This is a genomic window from Leptospira abararensis (assembly GCF_016918735.1).
Taxonomy (GTDB): domain Bacteria; phylum Spirochaetota; class Leptospiria; order Leptospirales; family Leptospiraceae; genus Leptospira_A; species Leptospira_A abararensis.
Window position 1 is genome coordinate 73,151 of the sequence record NZ_JAFFPR010000022.1, and the last position, 19,697, is coordinate 92,847.

At 41.9% G+C, this 19,697-nt stretch carries 15 protein-coding genes; 2 read left to right on the top strand and 13 right to left on the bottom strand.

The genetic code is table 11. From position 1 onward, the window contains the following. Positions 1-2: 2 nt before the first annotated feature. The 10 genes from JWG40_RS06775 to rlmN all read right to left on the bottom strand — a co-directional run bounded on the left by JWG40_RS06775 (position 3) and on the right by rlmN (position 13,001). Positions 3-1,253: a hypothetical protein gene (locus JWG40_RS06775; RefSeq protein ID WP_205285086.1), complete on the bottom strand. Its 1,251-nt coding sequence runs from the start codon at positions 1,251-1,253 to the stop codon at positions 3-5. 8 nt (positions 1,254-1,261) lie between these two features. After that, positions 1,262-1,849: a c-type cytochrome gene (locus JWG40_RS06780; RefSeq protein WP_205285087.1), complete on the bottom strand. Its 588-nt coding sequence runs from the start codon at positions 1,847-1,849 to the stop codon at positions 1,262-1,264. After that, positions 1,846-2,412: a DUF3341 domain-containing protein gene (locus JWG40_RS06785; RefSeq protein ID WP_205285088.1), complete on the bottom strand. Its 567-nt coding sequence runs from the start codon at positions 2,410-2,412 to the stop codon at positions 1,846-1,848. The genes JWG40_RS06780 and JWG40_RS06785 overlap by 4 nt, the downstream gene beginning before the upstream one ends. Position 2,413: 1 nt before the next feature. Continuing rightward, entirely contained in the window at positions 2,414-3,787 is a 1,374-nt protein-coding gene (nrfD, locus tag JWG40_RS06790) for an NrfD/PsrC family molybdoenzyme membrane anchor subunit (RefSeq protein ID WP_002981581.1), read from the bottom strand. A 19-nt stretch (positions 3,788-3,806) separates the two neighbouring features. Further along, the gene (locus JWG40_RS06795) at positions 3,807-6,935 is read right to left on the bottom strand and encodes a TAT-variant-translocated molybdopterin oxidoreductase (protein WP_205285231.1); all 3,129 of its coding nucleotides are present in this window, start codon (positions 6,933-6,935) and stop codon (positions 3,807-3,809) included. A gap of 24 nt (positions 6,936-6,959) precedes the next feature. After that, positions 6,960-7,472 carry a cytochrome c3 family protein gene (locus JWG40_RS06800; protein ID WP_205285089.1) on the bottom strand — a complete coding sequence of 171 codons (513 nt, stop codon included), beginning with the start codon at positions 7,470-7,472 and terminating at the stop codon, positions 6,960-6,962. 262 nt (positions 7,473-7,734) lie between these two features. Next, on the bottom strand, positions 7,735-9,735 hold the full coding sequence (locus tag JWG40_RS06805) for a methyl-accepting chemotaxis protein (RefSeq protein ID WP_205285090.1): 2,001 nt from the start codon (positions 9,733-9,735) through the stop codon (positions 7,735-7,737). Positions 9,736-9,968: 233 nt separating this feature from the next. Beyond that, complete coding sequence (locus JWG40_RS06810) at positions 9,969-11,675, bottom strand: ArnT family glycosyltransferase (RefSeq protein WP_205285091.1); 1,707 nt, start codon at positions 11,673-11,675, stop codon at positions 9,969-9,971. Continuing rightward, positions 11,672-11,956 (bottom strand): Cys-rich protein, encoded by a 285-nt coding sequence (locus JWG40_RS06815; RefSeq protein ID WP_205285092.1) that lies wholly within the window; start codon positions 11,954-11,956, stop codon positions 11,672-11,674. The genes JWG40_RS06810 and JWG40_RS06815 overlap by 4 nt, the downstream gene beginning before the upstream one ends. Next, complete coding sequence (gene rlmN, locus JWG40_RS06820; RefSeq protein WP_205285093.1) at positions 11,943-13,001, bottom strand: 23S rRNA (adenine(2503)-C(2))-methyltransferase RlmN; 1,059 nt, start codon at positions 12,999-13,001, stop codon at positions 11,943-11,945. The genes JWG40_RS06815 and rlmN overlap by 14 nt, the downstream gene beginning before the upstream one ends. Positions 13,002-13,215: 214 nt before the next feature. Between rlmN and JWG40_RS06825 the strand changes: the two genes are divergently transcribed. Continuing rightward, entirely contained in the window at positions 13,216-14,535 is a 1,320-nt protein-coding gene (locus JWG40_RS06825; RefSeq protein ID WP_205285094.1) for a sterol desaturase family protein, read from the top strand. Here JWG40_RS06825 and JWG40_RS06830 read toward each other — a convergent pair. Together JWG40_RS06830 and JWG40_RS06835 are read right to left on the bottom strand one after the other, a co-directional pair. Then, positions 14,519-16,513 (bottom strand): LTA synthase family protein, encoded by a 1,995-nt coding sequence (locus tag JWG40_RS06830; RefSeq protein WP_205285095.1) that lies wholly within the window; start codon positions 16,511-16,513, stop codon positions 14,519-14,521. The two genes, JWG40_RS06825 and JWG40_RS06830, sit on opposite strands and share 17 nt — an antisense overlap. Before the next feature lie 67 nt (positions 16,514-16,580). Further along, positions 16,581-17,816, bottom strand: a complete 1,236-nt coding sequence (locus JWG40_RS06835) for a PQQ-dependent sugar dehydrogenase (protein ID WP_205285096.1) — start codon at positions 17,814-17,816, stop codon at positions 16,581-16,583. A 73-nt stretch (positions 17,817-17,889) separates the two neighbouring features. Here JWG40_RS06835 and JWG40_RS06840 point away from each other — a divergent pair, with 73 nt between their 5' ends. Beyond that, complete coding sequence (locus JWG40_RS06840; protein ID WP_205285097.1) at positions 17,890-18,192, top strand: transmembrane 220 family protein; 303 nt, start codon at positions 17,890-17,892, stop codon at positions 18,190-18,192. Positions 18,193-18,296: 104 nt separating this feature from the next. Here the strand turns inward: JWG40_RS06840 and sufB are convergent, their stop codons facing one another. Further along, positions 18,297-19,691: a Fe-S cluster assembly protein SufB gene (sufB, locus tag JWG40_RS06845; RefSeq protein WP_205285098.1), complete on the bottom strand. Its 1,395-nt coding sequence runs from the start codon at positions 19,689-19,691 to the stop codon at positions 18,297-18,299. Between the last annotated feature and the right edge of the window lie 6 nt (positions 19,692-19,697).

The following is a 19,697-nucleotide window of genomic DNA, read 5'->3' on the forward strand; positions in this document are numbered from 1 at the left end:
TCCTATTGGTGATGGTGGAGGCACTCGTCTAAACGAGGATCTCCGACCGGAACTAAGCTGTGTTTTTCCAACTTTTTGAAGACGAACAAACCGAAAATTCCCACCACACCTACAGTTCCACCAAAGGCAAGAACGAAGTGAAGGATGGAAAACTTCTCGAAGTTTGCAGGGAATACCAACCAGAAAAGTTCAAAGAACTGAACTGCTAAAATCCATACAGCCAACTTCCAAAGGAAATCGATATTTCTTTTGTTCGGACGATTGAGTAAAAGTAGGAAAGGAATCACAAACTTCACAAATGGAAGTGCAAGAGTTGTGTAACCCCATCCGCCAGTCATACGCATTTCATAGAAAAAAGTTTCTTCTGGGATGTTAGCATACCAAATGAGCATAAATTGTGAGAAACCCACATAAGCCCAGAAAGTAGTCATACCCAAAAGGAATTTGGCAATATCATGGTAGTGGTTTTCGTTTACTGCTTCACCAAGGTATCCATTTTTCTTCAAAATGGCGATGACAATGAGGTATGAAGCAAGCGAAGTTTGGAAAGCTCCTGCAAACGCATAAACACCAAACATAGTAGAAAACCAGTGTGGGGAAAGCGACATGAGAAGGTCAAACGACATGAAACACCAAGAAAGTGCAAAGAAAAGGATGAATCCACCAGAGATTTTTGCCAAAGTTTTGGTTGTATCTACCACCTTGTCTTTATCTTGACCGACAGATTTTCCGTGAAAGATGTAAGCAAAGATCGTCCAGACGCCAATGAAAAGCACACAGCGAATGATGAATGCTGTTGGATTTAAATAACCCGACTTGTGGTGGATGAGGTGGTCGTTTTCACGAACAGATGCATCTGCCCATTCATAAAGATCGTGCATTCCAAAAACCACACCCACAAGCAGAAGTCCTGCAATAGGAGTGAAGAGTCCATAGGTTTCAAAAAGTCTTCGCACTGTGACAGACCAATGAGATCCCGTTAAGTGTTGGATTGCGGTAAAGAAAATTCCTGTGATGGCAAGACCGATCACAAAGTAAGTTCCAATGAGTAGAACATGGTAACCTAAGTTTGTGTGGTGGAAATGACCTGCTTCGTCCATGTGACGAGATGTTTCATGCCCGAACCCGAGGAAAGCGATGAGAAAACTCACCACTCCCACTCCGATCATGGCAATGAGGGCATTACGAAGGGTTGCCGGCAGTTGGAACTGCAGTAATTTTTCGTCTAGTTTCGCTGCTTTTGTAGAGCTCATAATTTCCCCTAGTTCGCCTTTTTATTTTGAACTTCATATTCTTGAAGTTTTCTTATGTAAGCAATGAGCTTCCATCTGTCTTCTGGTTCGATTTGGTAAGCATAACTTCCCATAAGTCCCCGACCCATAGTGATGATATGATACACTTGTCCATCGGACCAACCTCTGATTTTATCAGAAACAACAGAAGGTGGTGATTGTTGGAACCTAGGTGCAGGACCCACAACAGTTCCATTTCCAAGGCCTCTTACCCCATGGCAAGGTGTGCAGTATGTTTGGTAACGTTTTTCACCAATCATCAGATCACCTAAGTTTGCTTTGGCGATAGGATTTTTAAGTCCTTTGTCAGCTCCAGGCAGTGTATCAGGAGTTGCTTCTGCTGCATACGGATAAGGAAAGTATCCCACGGGAATCGCACCTTTAGGAGGAATCCGAGACGCAGAACCGTTCGTTGCAAAAGAATCATCTTCTTGCGACTCACGTGCAGGAGAATCATACATACTAGGAAAGTATTCATAAACGGGAGTTTTGTAATCGCAATTCACAAGAATAAGAAGTCCCGCAATTGCTAAAACTCGAAAGATGTTTTGTTTCATTTTTGGTTCTCCGGTTTCACCACGGTTACTTCCGATCCACCAAGGCCTTTTACGAAAGAAAGAACTTCTGATTCGTTATAACCCTTTGCAGATTTAGGAATCCAAAGACCGAACCTGTGTGATGTCAAATCCGGGTGAAGGATTCGACGGGTTGCTTTGGGAATGCCGCTTAAGAAACATAGGGCAGCTACAGTGTAAATCCCTGCAGAAAATACAGTTAATTCAAAGATGATCGGCACATAGGCAAACCATGCATTGAGAGATTTTCCAGAGATATTGAGAGGCCAGTCATGGGCATGAGTGAGATACTGAAATAGAATCCCGATCGTACATCCAAAGATACCTGCAAAGAAAGTGACCCATGGAAGTCCCGATCTGGGAGTTCCCATAGCTTCATCAATCCCGTGAACAGGATAAGGAAGGATACAATCAAAACCGATATAGTCCTTTTCTTTGGTTTTTTCAGCCGCATGTATGATGGCTTCGGGAGTCTCGAAAAGACCGAGAACTCCTTCATTCATTTCTTTGTATTTGTGAAACTGTTCTAATTTTGGCAGATACATACTAGTGGTGTGCTCCTTCTTTCTGTGGCATCACTGTTTTTACTTCTGCAATCGCAATCACCGGCATAATTCGGCACCAGAGAAGGAAGAGAGTAAAGAAGATACCAAAAGTTCCGATTAACATAGCGTAGTCGAAAAGTGTCGGTGTATACATCGCCCAACTGGACGGTAGAAAGTCACGGTTCAGAGTCATCATGATCACAAATCGTTCAAACCACATACCAACGTTTACCACAAGAGATGCGATAAACATCACAGGGATATTGTAACGAAGTTTGCGAAACCAGAATACTTGTGGTGACAATACGTTACAAGAAATCATGATAAAGTAAGCCCAACCGTAAGGACCAAAAGCTCTGTTCCAGAACGCAAACACTTCGTATTCGTTTCCGGAATACCAAGCGATAAAGAATTCTGTTCCGTAAGCAAGACCTACGATAAGACCTGTTACCATCATAATCTTGTTCATGTTGTCCAAGTGTTTCATGGTGATGTAGTTCTTAAGATTGAACACTTCACGAGCAATGACCATAAGCGTTACCACCATTGCAAATCCGGAGAAAATCGCACCGGCAACAAAGTATGGAGGGAAGATAGTCGTGTGCCAACCGGGAAGGATGGAAACCGCGAAGTCGAAGGATACAATTGTGTGCACCGAAAGGACCAGTGGTGTGGAAAGAGCTGCCAAAATCATGGAGACAATTTCTAAATGAGACCAAGATCTTGCCGATCCCACCCAACCAAAAGCAAGAACGTTGTATAAGTTCTTTCTCCAAGTTTCCGTGGCACGGTCCCGAAGAGTCGCTAAGTCAGGAATGAGTCCTAAATACCAGAACACCATAGAGATGGAAAGGTAAGTCGAAACCGCAAACGTATCCCAAATGAGTGGAGACCGGAAGTTTACCCAAAGTGGGCCTCTTTCGTTTGGATAAGGGAAGAGCCAAAACCCAAGCCAAGGACGACCTACGTGAAGGATGAGGTTCGATGCAGCAACAAGTACGGCAAAGATGGTCATCGCTTCTGCGGCACGGTTAATCCCTGTTCTCCAACCTTGACGGAAGAGGAAAAGAACCGCAGAAATCAATGTTCCTGCGTGACCGATACCAATCCAGAATACGAAGTTTACGACGAAAAATCCCCAACCTACCGGGTTATTAATCCCAAGGAGGTAAAGACCTTCATAAAACAAATAACCGATAATGGCTACGTCGATCAGGGTGATCGTAAGAACCAAAAGAAAAGTATTCCACCAAAGTTTGGTAGGAAAATCTTCGTTTGGTTTTGCGATATCAACGGTTACATCTTTAAGCGACTTCCCGCCTGTTACCAGGTCGGGGATGTCTAATTTATCTCGAACTGCTTGTGCTAATGACATTCCCTTTGTGTTCTCCCTGTTAAACTTCGTTTCGAACGCGAGTCATATAACTGACAGCAGGTCCGATGTTTAGGTATTCCAGAAGTTTGTAAGACCTAGGGTCTTTCAAGAGCTTCGCTACTTTAGATTCAGGATCATTTACGTTACCGAACACAATGGAATTGGAAGAACATGTTTGTTCACATGCAGCCTTCACTTCTCCATCTCGCAATGTTCTTCCTTCGTTTTTCGCTGCGATTTTTTTCTCAGCAACTCGAGAAGCACAGAAGTTACATTTTTCCATAACCCCACGAGAACGAACGGTTACATCTGGGTTCAGACCCAAGTTTCTTGGAGGGCGAGCCTTAAACGTAGGGGTTGCTTCTCCGAGTAAATTGTGTTCGTTCCAATGTTCTAACCAGTTAAAACGACGCACTTTGTAAGGGCAGTTGTTCGAGCAGTAACGAGTTCCTACACAACGGTTGTAAACCATATCGTTGGTTCCTTCCGAACTGTGAACAGTCGCAGCTACTGGACAAACTGTCTCACAAGGAGCATTGTCGCAATGTTGGCACATGAGTGGTTGGTGTGCGATTTCGAGCGATTCTGGTTTTTCAGGATCCCCAATATAGTAACGGTCGATCCGTAGCCAATGCATCTCACGACCCATTCTTACTTCGTCACGTCCGACCATTGGCACGTTGTTTTCAATATTACATGCAACAACACAAGCACCACAACCAGAACAAGAAGTAAGGTCCACTGCCATTCCCCATTTGTATCCTGGGTAGGCAAATTGGCTTCCTGGTTGGTCAGAAGGAGCATTCGCCCCTTGTGCTCTTTGTAATTTTCCATCGATTAGGATTTTTGGAATCTCTGGTTCTGGAATTCCCGCCCCTGGATTTTTTGCATAATCTTGGAGTTTTGCGGAAATGATGAGAGGTCTTTCTTTCCACTCAACCCCCATCATCACACCAGGACTCATCATATGGTGATCTTGTGTGGTAGCGAGTTTGTATTTCTTTCCAGTCGGTGAGAGAGTGATAGAAAGGCCTGAGTATACGAAAGATCCGTTTACTTCTTTTGCAAGAATGGATGCATTTTTACCCACTCCATTCCCAATCTCACCCACGTTCGTTCTTCCGTAACCAAGAGCAATTCCTACTGCTTCTGGATGGAGGCCCGGTTGGATGAGGGCCGGAAGTTCAAATGATTTTCCGCCCACAGTGACTGTGACAACGTCATTCAACTTGATTCCCGACGAACGAGAGTATTGCGGGCTAATCGCAACATAGTTATCCCAAGTGACTTTCGATACAGGATCGGGAAGTTCTTGGAGTTGGGAGTTGTTTGCTCTTTCTCCAGAACCGAGAGCGGTGCTTTCGTAAAGAGAAACAGTGAGTCCCGATTTTGAAGCTGCGAGTGGTGCGATAGTTCCACGGAAAGATCGTCCTGACTTGTCAGCTTTTGGATTTCCAGAAACAAGAACCCCTTTTCGGAGTAAGTCTTCCCAATTGGTCTTTTTCGAGTATTTTGATTTCAGGTAATCATAAAGAGAACTCGCACCAAGAAGTGATCCGCCCGCCCAAGTGATGAGCATGTCCTCGAAAGCTTTCGATTGGAAGAGTGGTCGGATGGTTGGTTGTTGGATGGAAACAATCCCAGATACCGATTCGTTATCTCCCCACGACTCTAGGAAATGAGAAACAGGTGCCAACCAATTGGAAGCAAGAGCTGTTTCATCTGCACGGTCAGACACTTGTACTACTTGTGCTGCTTCGTGAAGGAGTTTTTTCCACTCATCTCCGTTAGGCGCCTCGTAAACAGGATTCGTACCAAAAAGAATGACCACACCGGCCTTTCTTTCTTTTAAATCTTTTGCGAGAGTTTTTAAATTGGCAGCATAGTTAGAAAGTCCTTCTTTCAAAGGATTTCCAGGATCGATTGTTTTTCCATCGTTACCAAGCATGCTGTTCAGCATATTGACTGCGATTTGAAGATCAACGGCATCCTCAGTGAGAGTATTGGACCCGCCAGCCACTACAAGGGATTCTCCCTTAGCAGAAGCAAGAGCTTTGGCTGTGCGTAAAACCACTTCTTTGGAAATTCCAAGCTCCGATGCAGATGTTTCTACATTGATTCCGGAAACACCAGTAGCGCCACCCACTCCCAAATCAGAAAGGGCTTTTGCAATCACAAGAGCAAACTTTCTTTGGTCACCAGGTTTGATGGGAACTCTTTGGTCAGCATTGGAACCCGTCATAGACGGATGTGTTTCTGCCGCAATGAATGCGTTGAAGGATTTTACATTCTTACCTTGTAAGTCTCTTCTTTTGGAAAAGTCATTATGGTAGTTTGTATTGTTTAAGAAATCACTGTCGATGGATAGGATGACTTTTGCTTTGTCGAAATGGTAGTTAGGAAGCACTGCCTTTCCGTAAGATTTCTCTTGAGCAATAGTGATCGCATCATCAGAAGAAGAAAATGCCACTTCGATGTGTTTTCCACCACCTACTGATTTTAAAAATTCAGAAATGAATTCTTGTGTAGCAGGAGAAGTAAGAGGTTTTGTGACAACAATGGTTTTTCCTTTGTTGGCGTTTAGTTTCTCTTTTACATCTTTATCTAAAACGAACCAGTCGCTAGATTTTGCCACACCGTTTACCACTTGTTGTGGTTCTTTGGCACGATCTGCATCGTACAAATCAAAAATAGAGGCTTGTCCAGAAGCACAAAGAGCACCTTCCGAAATCGGATGGCTTGGATTTCCTTCGAGTTTCAAAGGTCGTCCGTCTTTTGCTTTTACTAAGACACCACAACCAACAGAACATCCACCGCATACTGATGCGTAGTGGTAAGAATGTCCATGTTTTACGAAGTCATACTGTTCTACTTCATTATTGTCTGGGTTCTTGATAGTGAGGTTCACATAAGGAACAATTTTTTCGGCAGGTTTTTGGATACAACCCACAGTAGTCATAACTACAGAGGCACCCATAAACTTAAGGAAAGTTTTGCGATCGAAATCACCCTTTTTGATTTTTGCAATCAGGGGATCCGGGGATTTATAGAATTCTTGCTTTTGCAATTCACGTTCGCGAGAAGTACCGCGAAGTTCATAAGACTGCCAAAGCGATTTTTTTTCTTTTTGGAAACTATCGTCTTTCATCATAAATTATTACTTGTCTCCCGATTATCTGTGACACGTAGAACAATCGTTAGGAGCATTGTTCTCTCTATGGCAATCGACACAAAATCCCATATTGAGGGACTTGGACTGTTTAACCTTTACCATCTCTGCCATGTTACCGTGGCATGTGGAACAATCGACACCGCGTTGTACGTGTCTTGAATGGTTGAAGTATACGAAGTCTGGTTGGTCATGGACCTTCACCCAGGGAACTGGAGTGTTACTGTCGTACTGTTCTTTAAGCCACTTAACATGTTCTTGGTTACCCGCTACGTTACCTGCTCCATGACAGTTCATACAAGTGGAACTTGGAGGAATTGTGGCATGGGCCGAATTTTCAACACCGGTATGGCAATACTTACAGTCGATTTTGTTATCGCCCGCATGTATCTTGTGGTTGAAGGGGATGGGCTGGTCGGGTGAATAGCCCACATAACGGCTAGGTGAAAAAATCAAATATGCAAGCGCTGCAATCGCAACGATAGGCACAGAGATCTTGAGTATTTTTATATTCATTCGCAGATTTCCTGAATCCGTTTACACTGTCTTCTGACAAGGAAAGGTAAAATAAGAAAAAAAGCAAGTATGTAAGGGTTTTGGTTGCGAAAAAACATGAAAAGAGACATAATTCCAAATTTTTTCGAAACTTTCTTTGTTGAAACCCAGTCTCAACTAGTTGCCTCAATCCCACCAAACGAGCGTTATTTTTCCTCTAAAAATTTAGAATGGGTTAGAATCGGCCTAAGATTTGCATAAAGAACTACTCGCACCCATTCCTTTAGATTCGCGTAATTGTAAACCGCTTCGTAATAGAACGCAAAGTCTCTGCTGCATGAGATAAACTTTTAGAAGAAGAAGCAACTAGGTCAGAGCCTGTGGCAATGTGCATAGTTTCATTATTGATACCAACGACAGACTGGGAAATCTGTTCGATAGCCCGCTTTTGTTCATCAATGGCCCCACGAATGGACTCCGATTCACGACCTACTTCAGCGGAGCGTTCATCCACTTCCTGGTTGTAATTCAGTTGGGATTTGGTAGCTTCCGAGAGACGTTTCATCACACTTTCCACTTCGGCAATGTCTCGGATGATGAGATTCAGGAGGTCCACGGAAGAACGAATGCCTTTGGCTCCCTCCTCCAATTCCTTGCTGTTCTTTCCAATCATATCCTCAATGGCTTGGATGGAATGGGCGGTTTTGTCGGAAAGTTTGGAGATCTCTTCGGCAACAATGGCAAACCCGCGCCCTGCCTCCCCTGCTCTTGCTGCTTCAATGGCAGCATTGAGGGCAAGTAAACTGGTTTGGTCCGAGATTTCATCGATGATCCCAATGACCTCTTTCATTTCAGACGAAGATTCCAAGATAACACCAATCACGTCCTTCATTTGGTTTAAGGACTCACCACCGAGTTTGGCTTGTTTGGTAATGTTTTCTGTATTGGCAAGGGCTGCCTTAGTATCCTTTTCGATTTGGATGGCCCCTTTGGAGAGTTCTAAAATCTTTTGATTAAATTCAAGGATGTTGTCGTGTTGTTTGACAGTGGAGGTCGCCGTGGTTTCCATACTGGCCGCCACTTCTTCTGTGGTGGCTGAGATCTCCTCTGCCGAGGCAGCCGTTCCTTGTGCCATATCCGAAAAACTAGCAGAAGACTCACGGAGTCCCTCCGCCGATGATGCTATCTCTTCTGCTACAGACTGAATTTCTCCAAGAGAATTACGAATGCTTTTCACAAAACCATCCAGTGCCAAATTCATTTGTCCAATTTCATCATGATTGGTGAGAGTGAAAGATTCCGTTAAATCTCCAGCGGCCATCTTATCTAAAATCGCAACCGATGTTTCTAAAGGGAGTAGACGTTTTTTAAGAAATCGAAAGATTCCAAAAACAACAAGAGCTGTAATTAAAAACACAACCACAAGAGCCGTGATTGCCACTTGTATGAATCCAGAATTCATATCAGACTTAGGAAGCACCACGCCAATAATAGTATTCCACTCTTCTAGGCGTTTGATAAGAAAGGCAAAGTCTTTTCCATTTTCCGTATATTCAAAGTAAGCTCCATCTTTTGCTTCTAAGATGGGACGACCTTCTGGAATTTTACTTAAATCTAATTTTAGAATTTTGGATTTGTCGGGGCCTGCAAAGACAACTCCCTTGGTCGTGATGGCAGTTACATACCCATTGGCTCCCACATGGATTCCTTCTCCCATTCTTTTGGAAACTTGTTCCAAATTCAAAGCGATCCATAAAATTCCTACAAGCCGGCCATTATCTTCAATGGGAAAAGAAACCAAACTCACAGGCAAACCGGTGATAGGTGATTCTTGGACAGATCCTATTAAAAATTTCTTCTTTAGTGCAACAACAACATGGTCCCCTGTTTTTGATTCTTCCAACTGGTATCCTATGGAACGCGGGATTCCTGCAGCAAAGATTTTGGCATTTTGAATGGGCTCTGATAAAAAGATATTTTCGTATTCCCCATTCGCATCTTGCATCATACCAACGAGAAGATCGGTGGCAAATTTTGCCTTTCCGGATTGAAAGGATTCTACTATCTCTCTTTGTTTAGAAAGAAGTCCTGCAATTCGAAGTTGTGACTTATAATAATTGGAAAGTTCAGCACCGGCACTTTTGCCTGCGTTTTCCATTTCTCCTCGATAGACTTTAACAAGAAGCCCCCAATTTAAGTACAAAATGAGAGTCGATACTACCACAGATAAAATGAGGATGGAAAGAAAGGTATAGAGGCCGAGGATGTATTTTAAACTTTTCATATAGCACCGTATGTGACGTGTCATTACATACGGTTTTTTAGAAATGGAAAGGATTTCTTGGAAAAATATTTCCAAAATTTAAGGTTAATTGGGAATTAAGAATGGAGATCAGGTGTAAAAATTTAGTACAAGTCTCTATAAGTTCAAAACGGACTGTTCGCTAGGGCAAAAAAAAAGGCCCTGATTCTAACATCGAAGGGCCCTAAAAACCAGACTTACACAATTTAGCCTAGTTATACTTTCGAATTTTTTGAAGATTTCCCCTGAATTTTTTTTAGCCAAACCAAAGAAATTTTCTTTGTGACTAGGCCCCTCGTCTCTTTTTTCAAGAAACCGACGGTCGGTGTGGCCACTTTGAAGGATTCACGCTCCAAAACGGGTTCAATACTGTATCCGGGCCCTGCCAGCTCTTGTAATTGGCCGAGTTTTTCGGATGGTAGGATGAGAAGTCTCTCTGGTTTTTCTGTCCAAAGTTTCTCTAATTTATCCCGATCGTATACGTTTCTAAAGTTTCTTTCTGCATAAAAACCATAGGACCTTTTGGAATTGGACAACCAAAAGGTGTACACTACTGGTTCGTTTGGTTCTAGCTCCTTAATTTTTGCACCAAACTCTTTGGCTGGTTGGTAACTGGTGAGGAGAGGATAAAATCGAAGGCTAATGGCACTGAAAAACAAGGCAGCTCCCACAAGAGTGACAAGGACTTCCAATGGAATGAGTTGGGCCGACAACATGATAAAAAGAATTCCAATGGCACCAAATACATAGTAGAGAATTCCTACATCAGCAACAAAAACAGGAATGAGAAAGTATCCGACTAAATACACAAGACCTGCAATTAAGAAAGAGGGTCGAAGGCGCTCCACACTGGAACGAAACAAACTTTCTTCCATGATCTTTCCAAAGTACAAGGCAGCTCCTGGCAACACCCAATAGGTATATTGAGGGAGGGGAAACCTGGAAAAAGAAATTAAGAATAAAAATAGAAAAACCCAAAACGGAATCACAAAATCGATTTCTTTGTATTCGTTAGCGCGGATTTTACGAAGGATTTCTTTCCAACCTAGAGACTTGATATAGTTGTAAGTGCGAAATGCGATGTAGATAATCATCGGCACAACTCCACTAAAGAAAGCCCAAGAAAAGGATTTATAAAAGTAGAACGGATCAAACTTCACATCATACATTTCTTTGTAAAAACGACCGAAAGATTGGATCCACAAAAAGAAAGAGGGGCCATAAGAGTTAAAACTTTTATAAAGTAAAACACACCAAAAGGCAGGAAGAGAAGCGAGGACAAAAATCCCTGTGGGAACTCTCATCGATAATAACAACTTCCAATCCCTGCGAAAAAGAATGTCTCCCCCAATGGACAAAGCGGGAATCACAACAGAGATAGGACCTTTGGTGATAAATCCCATAGACATCATCAGATACATTAAGTAAAAGAAGTTTGGATTTTTCTTTCTTCCTAAGTAGTAAAAATGATAAGTAAAAACCAAATAAGCAGTTAGATACACATCAATTTTTGGATCCACAATCATGGCATAAAAACCAGGAGCTAGTAGATAAGCAAAAGATGCCAAATAACCTTGCCTTTCCTTTCCCCCTGTTAAAATGGTGATGCGGTAGATTGAGAAAACAGAAAGTAAACTAAGTAAAATCGCAGGAATTCTAAACGCAATATTACTAATTCCAAATAGAGAAAAGGATGTGGCGATTGTCCAAAAAGTAAGGATGGGTTTGTCTAGGTAACGCCTGCCATTATCGAACAAAGTAAAGAAATCACCAGATAACACTAGTTCACGGCTGATACTCGCATACTGAGAGCTATCAATATCAATCACATCCAAAGGAAGTGTGAATAAAACCGGAAGGGATGCGATCAGTAATAGAATTCGATAAAAAATTCTTTCGGAGGGTTTCAATGTGTCTTTCATTCTAAAGCACCAATTTGTAGGAGGCATTGCCCAAATCCTTTACATGAATTGGGTTCTTGGTCATAACATTGGAGGATATCGCTATTGTGTGTAGTACATCCATCCATACATTGGATTCGGCCTGTGCGTTTGACATCCGGTGCCAGGGTGAGTTTTAGTTCTTCCTCAGTACAAGTGACAAATACTTCGCAAGCTGCTTGGCATTTTTTTTCTACGATATCTTGGCAATTCAGAAAAAAGACAGCTATCGCAAGAGTTAAGATCCATTTACCGTGTTTCACTTCGAATTCCTTTGAGTGCTAACATTCCGCAAGCACCGTTGATGTCCCGACCAGGACTTCTTCGGTTGAGAATGGGAGCTGTGGTTTTAGCTTTTAAATGCATAACAAAATCTTTGACTTCATCGTCTGTGGGTCTACGCCATCCGGTAAAATCGGTATTGAGTGGGATCACATTGATTTTACACTTATTGACACTACGTGCAATTTTTGCGAGTCGTTCCGCATTGTCACGACCCATGTTCACATCGGGGATCATGACATATTCAAAAGTAATGGCACGGTCTAGTTCTTTTGTGAATCGTTTCGCTGATTCCACTAGTTTATCTAACGGATGTTTGTCGTTTACATCCATAATCGAAGAACGGGAATTGGGATTAGGATGATTCAGAGAAATCGCAAAATTAAACGGTTCTTTGTTTTCGATAAATCGATTGATGCCTGTTGTCACACCAGCAGTAGAGATCGTGATTCGAAGGGCTCCAAGACCAAAACCTTCCTGGTCACGAAGTATATGAGCGGCCTTCATCACCGAAAAATAATTGTGCATGGGTTCGCCCATTCCCATAAAAACGATATTTGTGGCACGGTCTCCGACAAGGCGTTCCACTTGCAAAATTTGGTCGAGGATTTGCCAAGTATGCAGGTTGCCCTTATATTCCAAAAGCCCAGTGGCACAGAATTTACAATTGAGAGTACATCCAATTTGAGATGAAATACAAATGGTTTTACGGCCACCATCCCCCGAGGGAATCCAGACGGCTTCGATCTCTTTGTTTTCGCCTACGTAAAAAGTAAATTTGCGGGTTCCGTCTTCTTTGGATGCTAAGTCCCTTCCGAGTTCGATTTCAGGAAAAGATGTATGTTGTTTTAATTTTTCGCGGGCTTCTTTGGACAGGGTGGTGAACTGGTCTAAGTTCGTATAACGACTCTTATAAATCCCTGTATAAATTTGTGCCGCTCGGTATTTTTCCAGACCTAAGGAAACACATAACTCTTCTAGTTCTTTTTTGGTTTTCCCTTTGAGAACCGTTATTTCCTCTTTCATTTGTTTGGATTTTCCACCTTTAGCCAATCTTTTCTACGCCCCCCGTAGGGACAAGAATTTCCGGCAATTCTCTAATTCATACTCTAGAATCGGCTTCAGAACAAGTCTAAAATTGGAATCTGGTCCCCTTCTCAGTGAAATTACTGCAGCCAAATGGACATTGACTTACATACATTGATTCAAAAGCCTAGTATCTAGTGAGGAAAAATTACGAATGAATAGCGACGCCTTTATGGAATATGCCTTTATCGTCATGGTCGCGCTGATAGGAATCGAAATCTTCGTTTCCTACATCAAAGGAAAACAATATTACCGATTGAACGTTCTCATCGCCGATGTGAGTACAGGTGTGATTTTTGCATTGATTGGAGTGGTCATCCTCCTTGGTGCCTTGTATGTCTACGACCAAGTGGAAACAAACTTTTCACTCTCCGCTCTTGGATACAATTTCTTTCCATTGGAAAGCCCATTTCGTTTTTCGCCAAGTTTTTCTGTGAATTGGTATGCTCTCGGAGCTTGGGGTTTTGCAGTTGTCTTTGCTGATTTTATCTATTACTGGTTCCATAGACATTGCCATGAAATCAATTTGTTTTGGGCCACCCATGTCACCCACCACTCCACACAAGAAATGAATTTATCTGTTGCCTTTCGAGGGAATGGACTACAAAGAATATTCGAATATATTTATTTTCTTTCGATGGCCCTCCTCGGAATTCCTTGGCCGATGTTTTTACTCAGCCACAGAATTCTAAAAGTTTACCAATTTGTGGTCCACACTCGTTTTGTTGGGAAGTTAGGATTTTTAGAAGAGTTTATGGTGACTCCCTCCAACCACCGAGTCCACCATGGAATCCAACCAAAGTACATTGACCGCAACCACGGGGGAATCTTTATCATTTGGGATCGTATGTTTGGATCTTTTGAATGGGAAGAAGAAGAACCGATCTATGGTCTAACAAAACCCGTGAATTCTTTCAACCCGATCACGGTAAACCTACATGTATTCAAAGATATGTTCTTTCAAATTTTGAAATGTAAATCTTTGGGTGATGTTTTTAAAACCATCTTTGGACCTCCAGGATGGAAACCCAATTACCTAGTCACAAGTGCAGATGCAGCTCCCGAACCAGACAAAGTGGTTAAGTATGATCCAAAACCACCTATGGGTGTGATGATTTATGTTGCTCTCCAAGCGGCAGTACTTATGGCTGTGGGCCTTGTCATTTGGAAGGTAGCAAAAATCAATTTGGAAAAAGATATGCTAACTCTTGGAATTCTATCAATTGTGATCGTTTTTAGTTTGTTTTCCATAGATCGAACGATGGAGATGAAACGTTGGTCCAGAAGAACGGAAGTGGTTCGTAATGTTCTCTTTATCCTAGCTTTTGTGGCCGCTCTTGTTTACTCCAATATTCCGAATATTGAAATTTTTGCCATTCCACTGATTGGCCTCTCGTTTGTGTCCTTAGTATGGATTGTCATCAAACGAAAGACCTTTTTTGATTTGAGTAATATTTCTAATACTTGGTATTAGATTTAATTTGTTTTAGAACGGACTCCGAAGGGAACAAATGGTTCGACTTCAGGAGTTCGTCTCCTAAATTTAAAAAAGCTTTCGTTTTATCCCCATGTTTTTTGCATAAATTGATATCCTTATAACAAAGTCCAATATCCACAAACGGTGGTTTGATGGTCTTTGTTTCTCCTTGGCCCCCGGAAACCGACTGGTAATACAAAAAATCATCCTCAATCCATCCAAAGATATTCCCATACGCAAAATAAGCAGACTGTCCTTTTACTTTTCGTAAGTCCCGACCCATTACACTAAAATAAACTTCCCTTTCCATAAATCCAAGGATGGTCGGAATTAAATCGAGTTGAGAGGTGATGTCTTCGCGAAGTTCCGGTTTAATTTTCCCAGGTGCATAAATCAAGAGTGGAACACTACGGTCTTCGTAATAGTTGAGAAACCGGTGGTGGCTATGGTCAGAAACAAAAAAGAAAATGGTGTCCTTAAAATAAGGGGATTTTTTTGCTTTTTCCATATATTCATTCAATGCAAAGTCCGCATAGTGAAGGACATTTAAGTATTCGCTGTCTTGCGTGGTCGATTCAAACAAACGATACTTTTCATCGGGAACTTTATAAGGATAGTGAGTGGTTCCTGTATGGATGACAGAGACAATCGGTTTTTCTGGTTTCACTAGAAGGAGTTTTTTATGCATCGCATCGAGTGAGGCTTCGTCCAAATAACTCCATGGACCCGTTTTGTATTCAGGAACTTTTTCTAATTCGCTCTTGCCGACAAGAGTATCAAAACCCCAATGGTACATGATACTTCCCTTATTGTTAAAACTGAGATCGGTTCCCGTTACAAAAAGAGTTTCATAACCAATGGTTTTTGCAATATTACCAAGGCCTGAAAAACGATTCAGGATTTGTGGTGTGCGAACCGCCGTTAGCCCTGGCCTATCGGGAATTCCTCCCATAAGGGCCATAAGACCGTTGGTCGTTCGTCCCCCACTGGCAAAAAAATTCTTAAAGAACATCCCTTGGCGGATGAGTTGGTTGAAATAAGGTGTGACAACTTTTCCATCTACCTTACCCGTTCCAATGATATCGATGAACTTCCCCGTCCAACCCTCTAACACAATCACAACGATATGTGGCAAAGGTTTACTAGTTGCGACTGTGGTTTTTCGAAGTAAAGGATACTCTTCGCTAACAAAGTTGGATCCCGAATAGGCCACTTCCTTTTGGACAATCACGCTAGCATCGGCAAGTTTCATATAATGACGATCGTCGACTTTCGTCATCTTTAAGTCAGTGATCACTGTAAATCCGGGATTTAAAACCAAGTCATTGATGATGGTTTCTTTGGTAATGATGGCGTCACTTGTCCGAAGCGGACTTGTTTGGATGCCTCCACGGATCCCAAGAACTAAAAGGGCCAAAACCACAAGGAACTGTAAGCCAGCCCATTTGTAGTGTAAATTGACATGGGAATAAGGAAACTTAGATTGGATTTTATATATTCCAAAACTAATTCCTCCGATGACAAAAAGTCCTAACAAAAACAAAATAGGATTTTGGGAAAAGGCAGAACCCACAAGGGGTAACATCTCAAAACCAAGGTAAGCAAAAGCCTCATACCCTAAATGTTTGTTTCCATTCTCATAATAAATCAAATCGGCAATGAGAAGGAAAAGTAGCAGGATAATCAAAATGACGGGAAAGGTTCTCCACACTGCCCTGTAAATTCGGTTGCGATTGAGAAAGTGTAAAGAAGAATACAATAAACTCACACCAAGTAACACGCATAAGACGGAAATATCAAACCTAGCACCTTTTAAAAATGCCTTTAAAATGATCCAAGTTGATTTGTCATGGATTCGATAAGAATACATGGCAAAAAAGCAGGCCCGGTAGATGGTAAGAAATACAATCCCAAGGCCAGCGAGTAGTAAGTGAAACCGAATGTAAAACGGCAATTTAGAAAATAGTTTTTTCATAAATAAAAATTAAGTAACTTCCGTAAGACTAAAAAAGTGATCAACTGATCTTTGACTGTTCCAATGATTATGGTTTTACCATTTTGTAAATGGTTCCCGATTGGTAGTCTGCTACAAAGATTTCCCCATCATTGTCCTGTCCAAAGGTCGGGATGAGAAGGTTCCATTTCCCAAGAGCAAAGGTTTCTGTAATCCTTGTATTTTCTCCCGGCTTGGGAACAGGAATGGCCCAAATTTTTCCTTGGATAAAATCTCCAAAAACATACATTCCTTTCAAACTAGGAATGGCAGTTCCTGTATATACATACCCACCAGTGATGGATTGGCCTTCTTCTCTTCCATATTCATAAAAAGGAGGTTGGTAAAGCGCCGTATTACAACCGTCAGTAAAACAATGGAATCCTTCTGTTTGGTTCCAACCGTAGTTTTTTCCTGAAAGGATGATATCTACTTCTTCATAGGCATCTTGGCCTACGTCCGCCACAAGCAAACGTCCGTCAGGTGAAAAACTCATCCTCCAAGGATTCCGAATTCCATAAGCAAAAGTTTCTGGGGCGAAACCGGCTTTTCCCACAAAGGGATTATCCGTAGGAATGGAATATGGTTTTTTCGACTGGGTGTCTGGGGATACAGAGATTCTTAAAATGGAACCAAGTAAGGTATTTGGATTTTGTCCGTTGTTCTTTGGATCCGCTCTCCAACCACCATCTCCAAGTCCAATGTATAAATGTCCATCTAGACCAAATGCCAACTGTCCTCCATTGTGGTTGGGATAAGGCTGCTCCACTTGCAATAACACGCGTTCGCTTACGAGTTTCATGGTATCGTAACTGGTCGGGTTTTCTACAACCCATTCAGAAACAATGGTGATGTCTTTACTGGCAATGGACTTTACATAATTGGTATAGAGTTTCGGTTGTTTGGGAAATTGCGGATGGAAGCTTAGACCAAGAAGACCTTCTTCGCTATCGGTAATGACGGGAAATTTGGCAAGCACTCGACTTGTCTTTTTTTCTCTATCAAAAAGGATGAGGTTTCCTGCTTTTTCCAGGGCAAAAAGAAAGGGTGTGTCCCCCGGTGGAAATTGGATGTCTGTAGGTTCTTTTACTTTCACCACTTCTTGTAAAGAGATGGCGATTTGTTTGCGGTTAGCATCCACTCCGATAAACAAAGGTTTGGATCCGAGGACTTGGCCATCGGTTTCATACTTCTTATTGAAGTTTTTTAAAACAGTTCTGCCTAAATCGTCACAAGAAACAGAGACTGACAAAAGGGAAAATAAGACAAAGATTTGGATTTTCATAATACTTAAGGTTCCAGTCATAAGATAAATGGCTTGGATTTGTGTCCGCAATCAAAAAACTTTGGTGAGACCGATGAAACTTTTTCGAATTCTTTGTATCCCGATCTTCCTTTACTTTGCTTATTTGCAATTGAATGACCCAGACCCTTACCTCTGGTTCCCCATTTATGCTTTTGTGGCTGCCATTGCCCTAGCAGGATTTTACCGTAAGGTACCCAAGTTCGTTGGGTGGATTCTGATTCCCATTTATTTAGGTTTAGCGGGATATTATTATACCCAAGCTCCCTACTTTGGGATGGAAGTGGAAGAAGTCAGAGAATATTTAGGACTATTCATTGCGAGTGGTGCAGTGGCAGTTCTTGTTTTTAAAAAGTAGAAACTCAATCGATTTCAGTCATCGATAAAGAGTCTTTAGAAACTAATTTGACTAAAAAAAGAATTCAAAGTAAAAGAAATCTGAGAAGAGAATGAGTTTGCCGATTATTTTTCGGCAATCACCTTCCCATCTTCCAAAATCATTTTGATGAGTTTTGTCATCTCTACTGAATATTCCACATCCAAATGTTTGGTGACACCTTCACAAAATCCATTGATGATAAGTAACTTCGCATCGTCTTCCGACATTCCGCGCGATTGCAGATAAAACAATTGGTCATCATCTATTTTCGAAACTGTGGCTTCGTAGTTGAGAGTTCCTTCTTCCCCTGACACATCGTTGTAAGGATACGCATGGGACTGAGAACGGTTGTCCATCATAAGCCCATCACATTTGATATGGCTGTAAGAACCTTTGCTGGATGGTTCAAATTTCACAAGACCACGGTAAGAATTGATTCCCCCGTCAAGGGCAACCCCTTTGGCAAGGATATTGGAACGAGTGTTCTTTCCGACATGAATGATCCGAGCCCCCGTATCTTGCACCTGTCCACTTCCCGCAAACGCTAGGGAAAGCACATCTCCAGTAGAATGATCACCCTTTAAGATGATCCCAGGGTATTTGATGGTATTGGCTCCAATATTACAATCGGTCCAAGTGATGTGGGCGGCTTCTTCGCATATCCCCCGTTTCACGGTCCAATTGTACATATTCTTTTTCCAATTTTGGATTGTGGTATAAAAGATCTTAGAATTTTTTTTAGCCACAAGTTCAACTACGGCTGTGTGGAAATTGGTTCCTTTGTCTTGGACAGAAGTACAACCTTCGCTGTATTCTAAATGAGCCCCTTCGTCTGCAATGAGGAGGGTCCGTTCATATTGTCCGGAACTTGCTGCAGTGACTTTAAAATAAGCCTGGAGAGGCATCGGAGTTTTGACACCTTTAGGAATGTAAGCAAAAGATCCACCGCTAAATACTGCTGAGTTCAGAGCTGAGAATTTATTATCACCAATCGTTACCACAGTTCCCAAATACTCACGAACGAGTTCTGGATACTCTTTGATCGCAGTATCAATGTCGCAAAAAATAATTCCAAGGTCGGTGAGTTCTTTTTTGACATTGGCATAGATGGTTTCGGAATCGTTCATAGTTTCGATTCCGGCAAGGTATTTCCTTTCGTGTTCAGGAATTCCTAACTTTTCAAAACTACGTAGGATCTCAGGATCAACCTCGTCCCAAGATTTTTTTTTCTTTTGGTTGGAACCTACGTAATGTACATAGTCGTCGATATTAATATGAAATTGAGGAATGAACCCCCAAGTGGGCATCGGTTTTTGTTCGTAGACTTCAAAGGCCTTCAAACGAAATTCAGACAACCAACTTGGTTCGTTTTTGATATGAGAGATGGATTCTACAACCTTACGAGTGAGTCCCTTTGGAAAATTATCAGGTTTGTAAAATTCAAAAGGTGCCTTGTCTAGGCTGGCTGTAGTTTCCATGTCGTC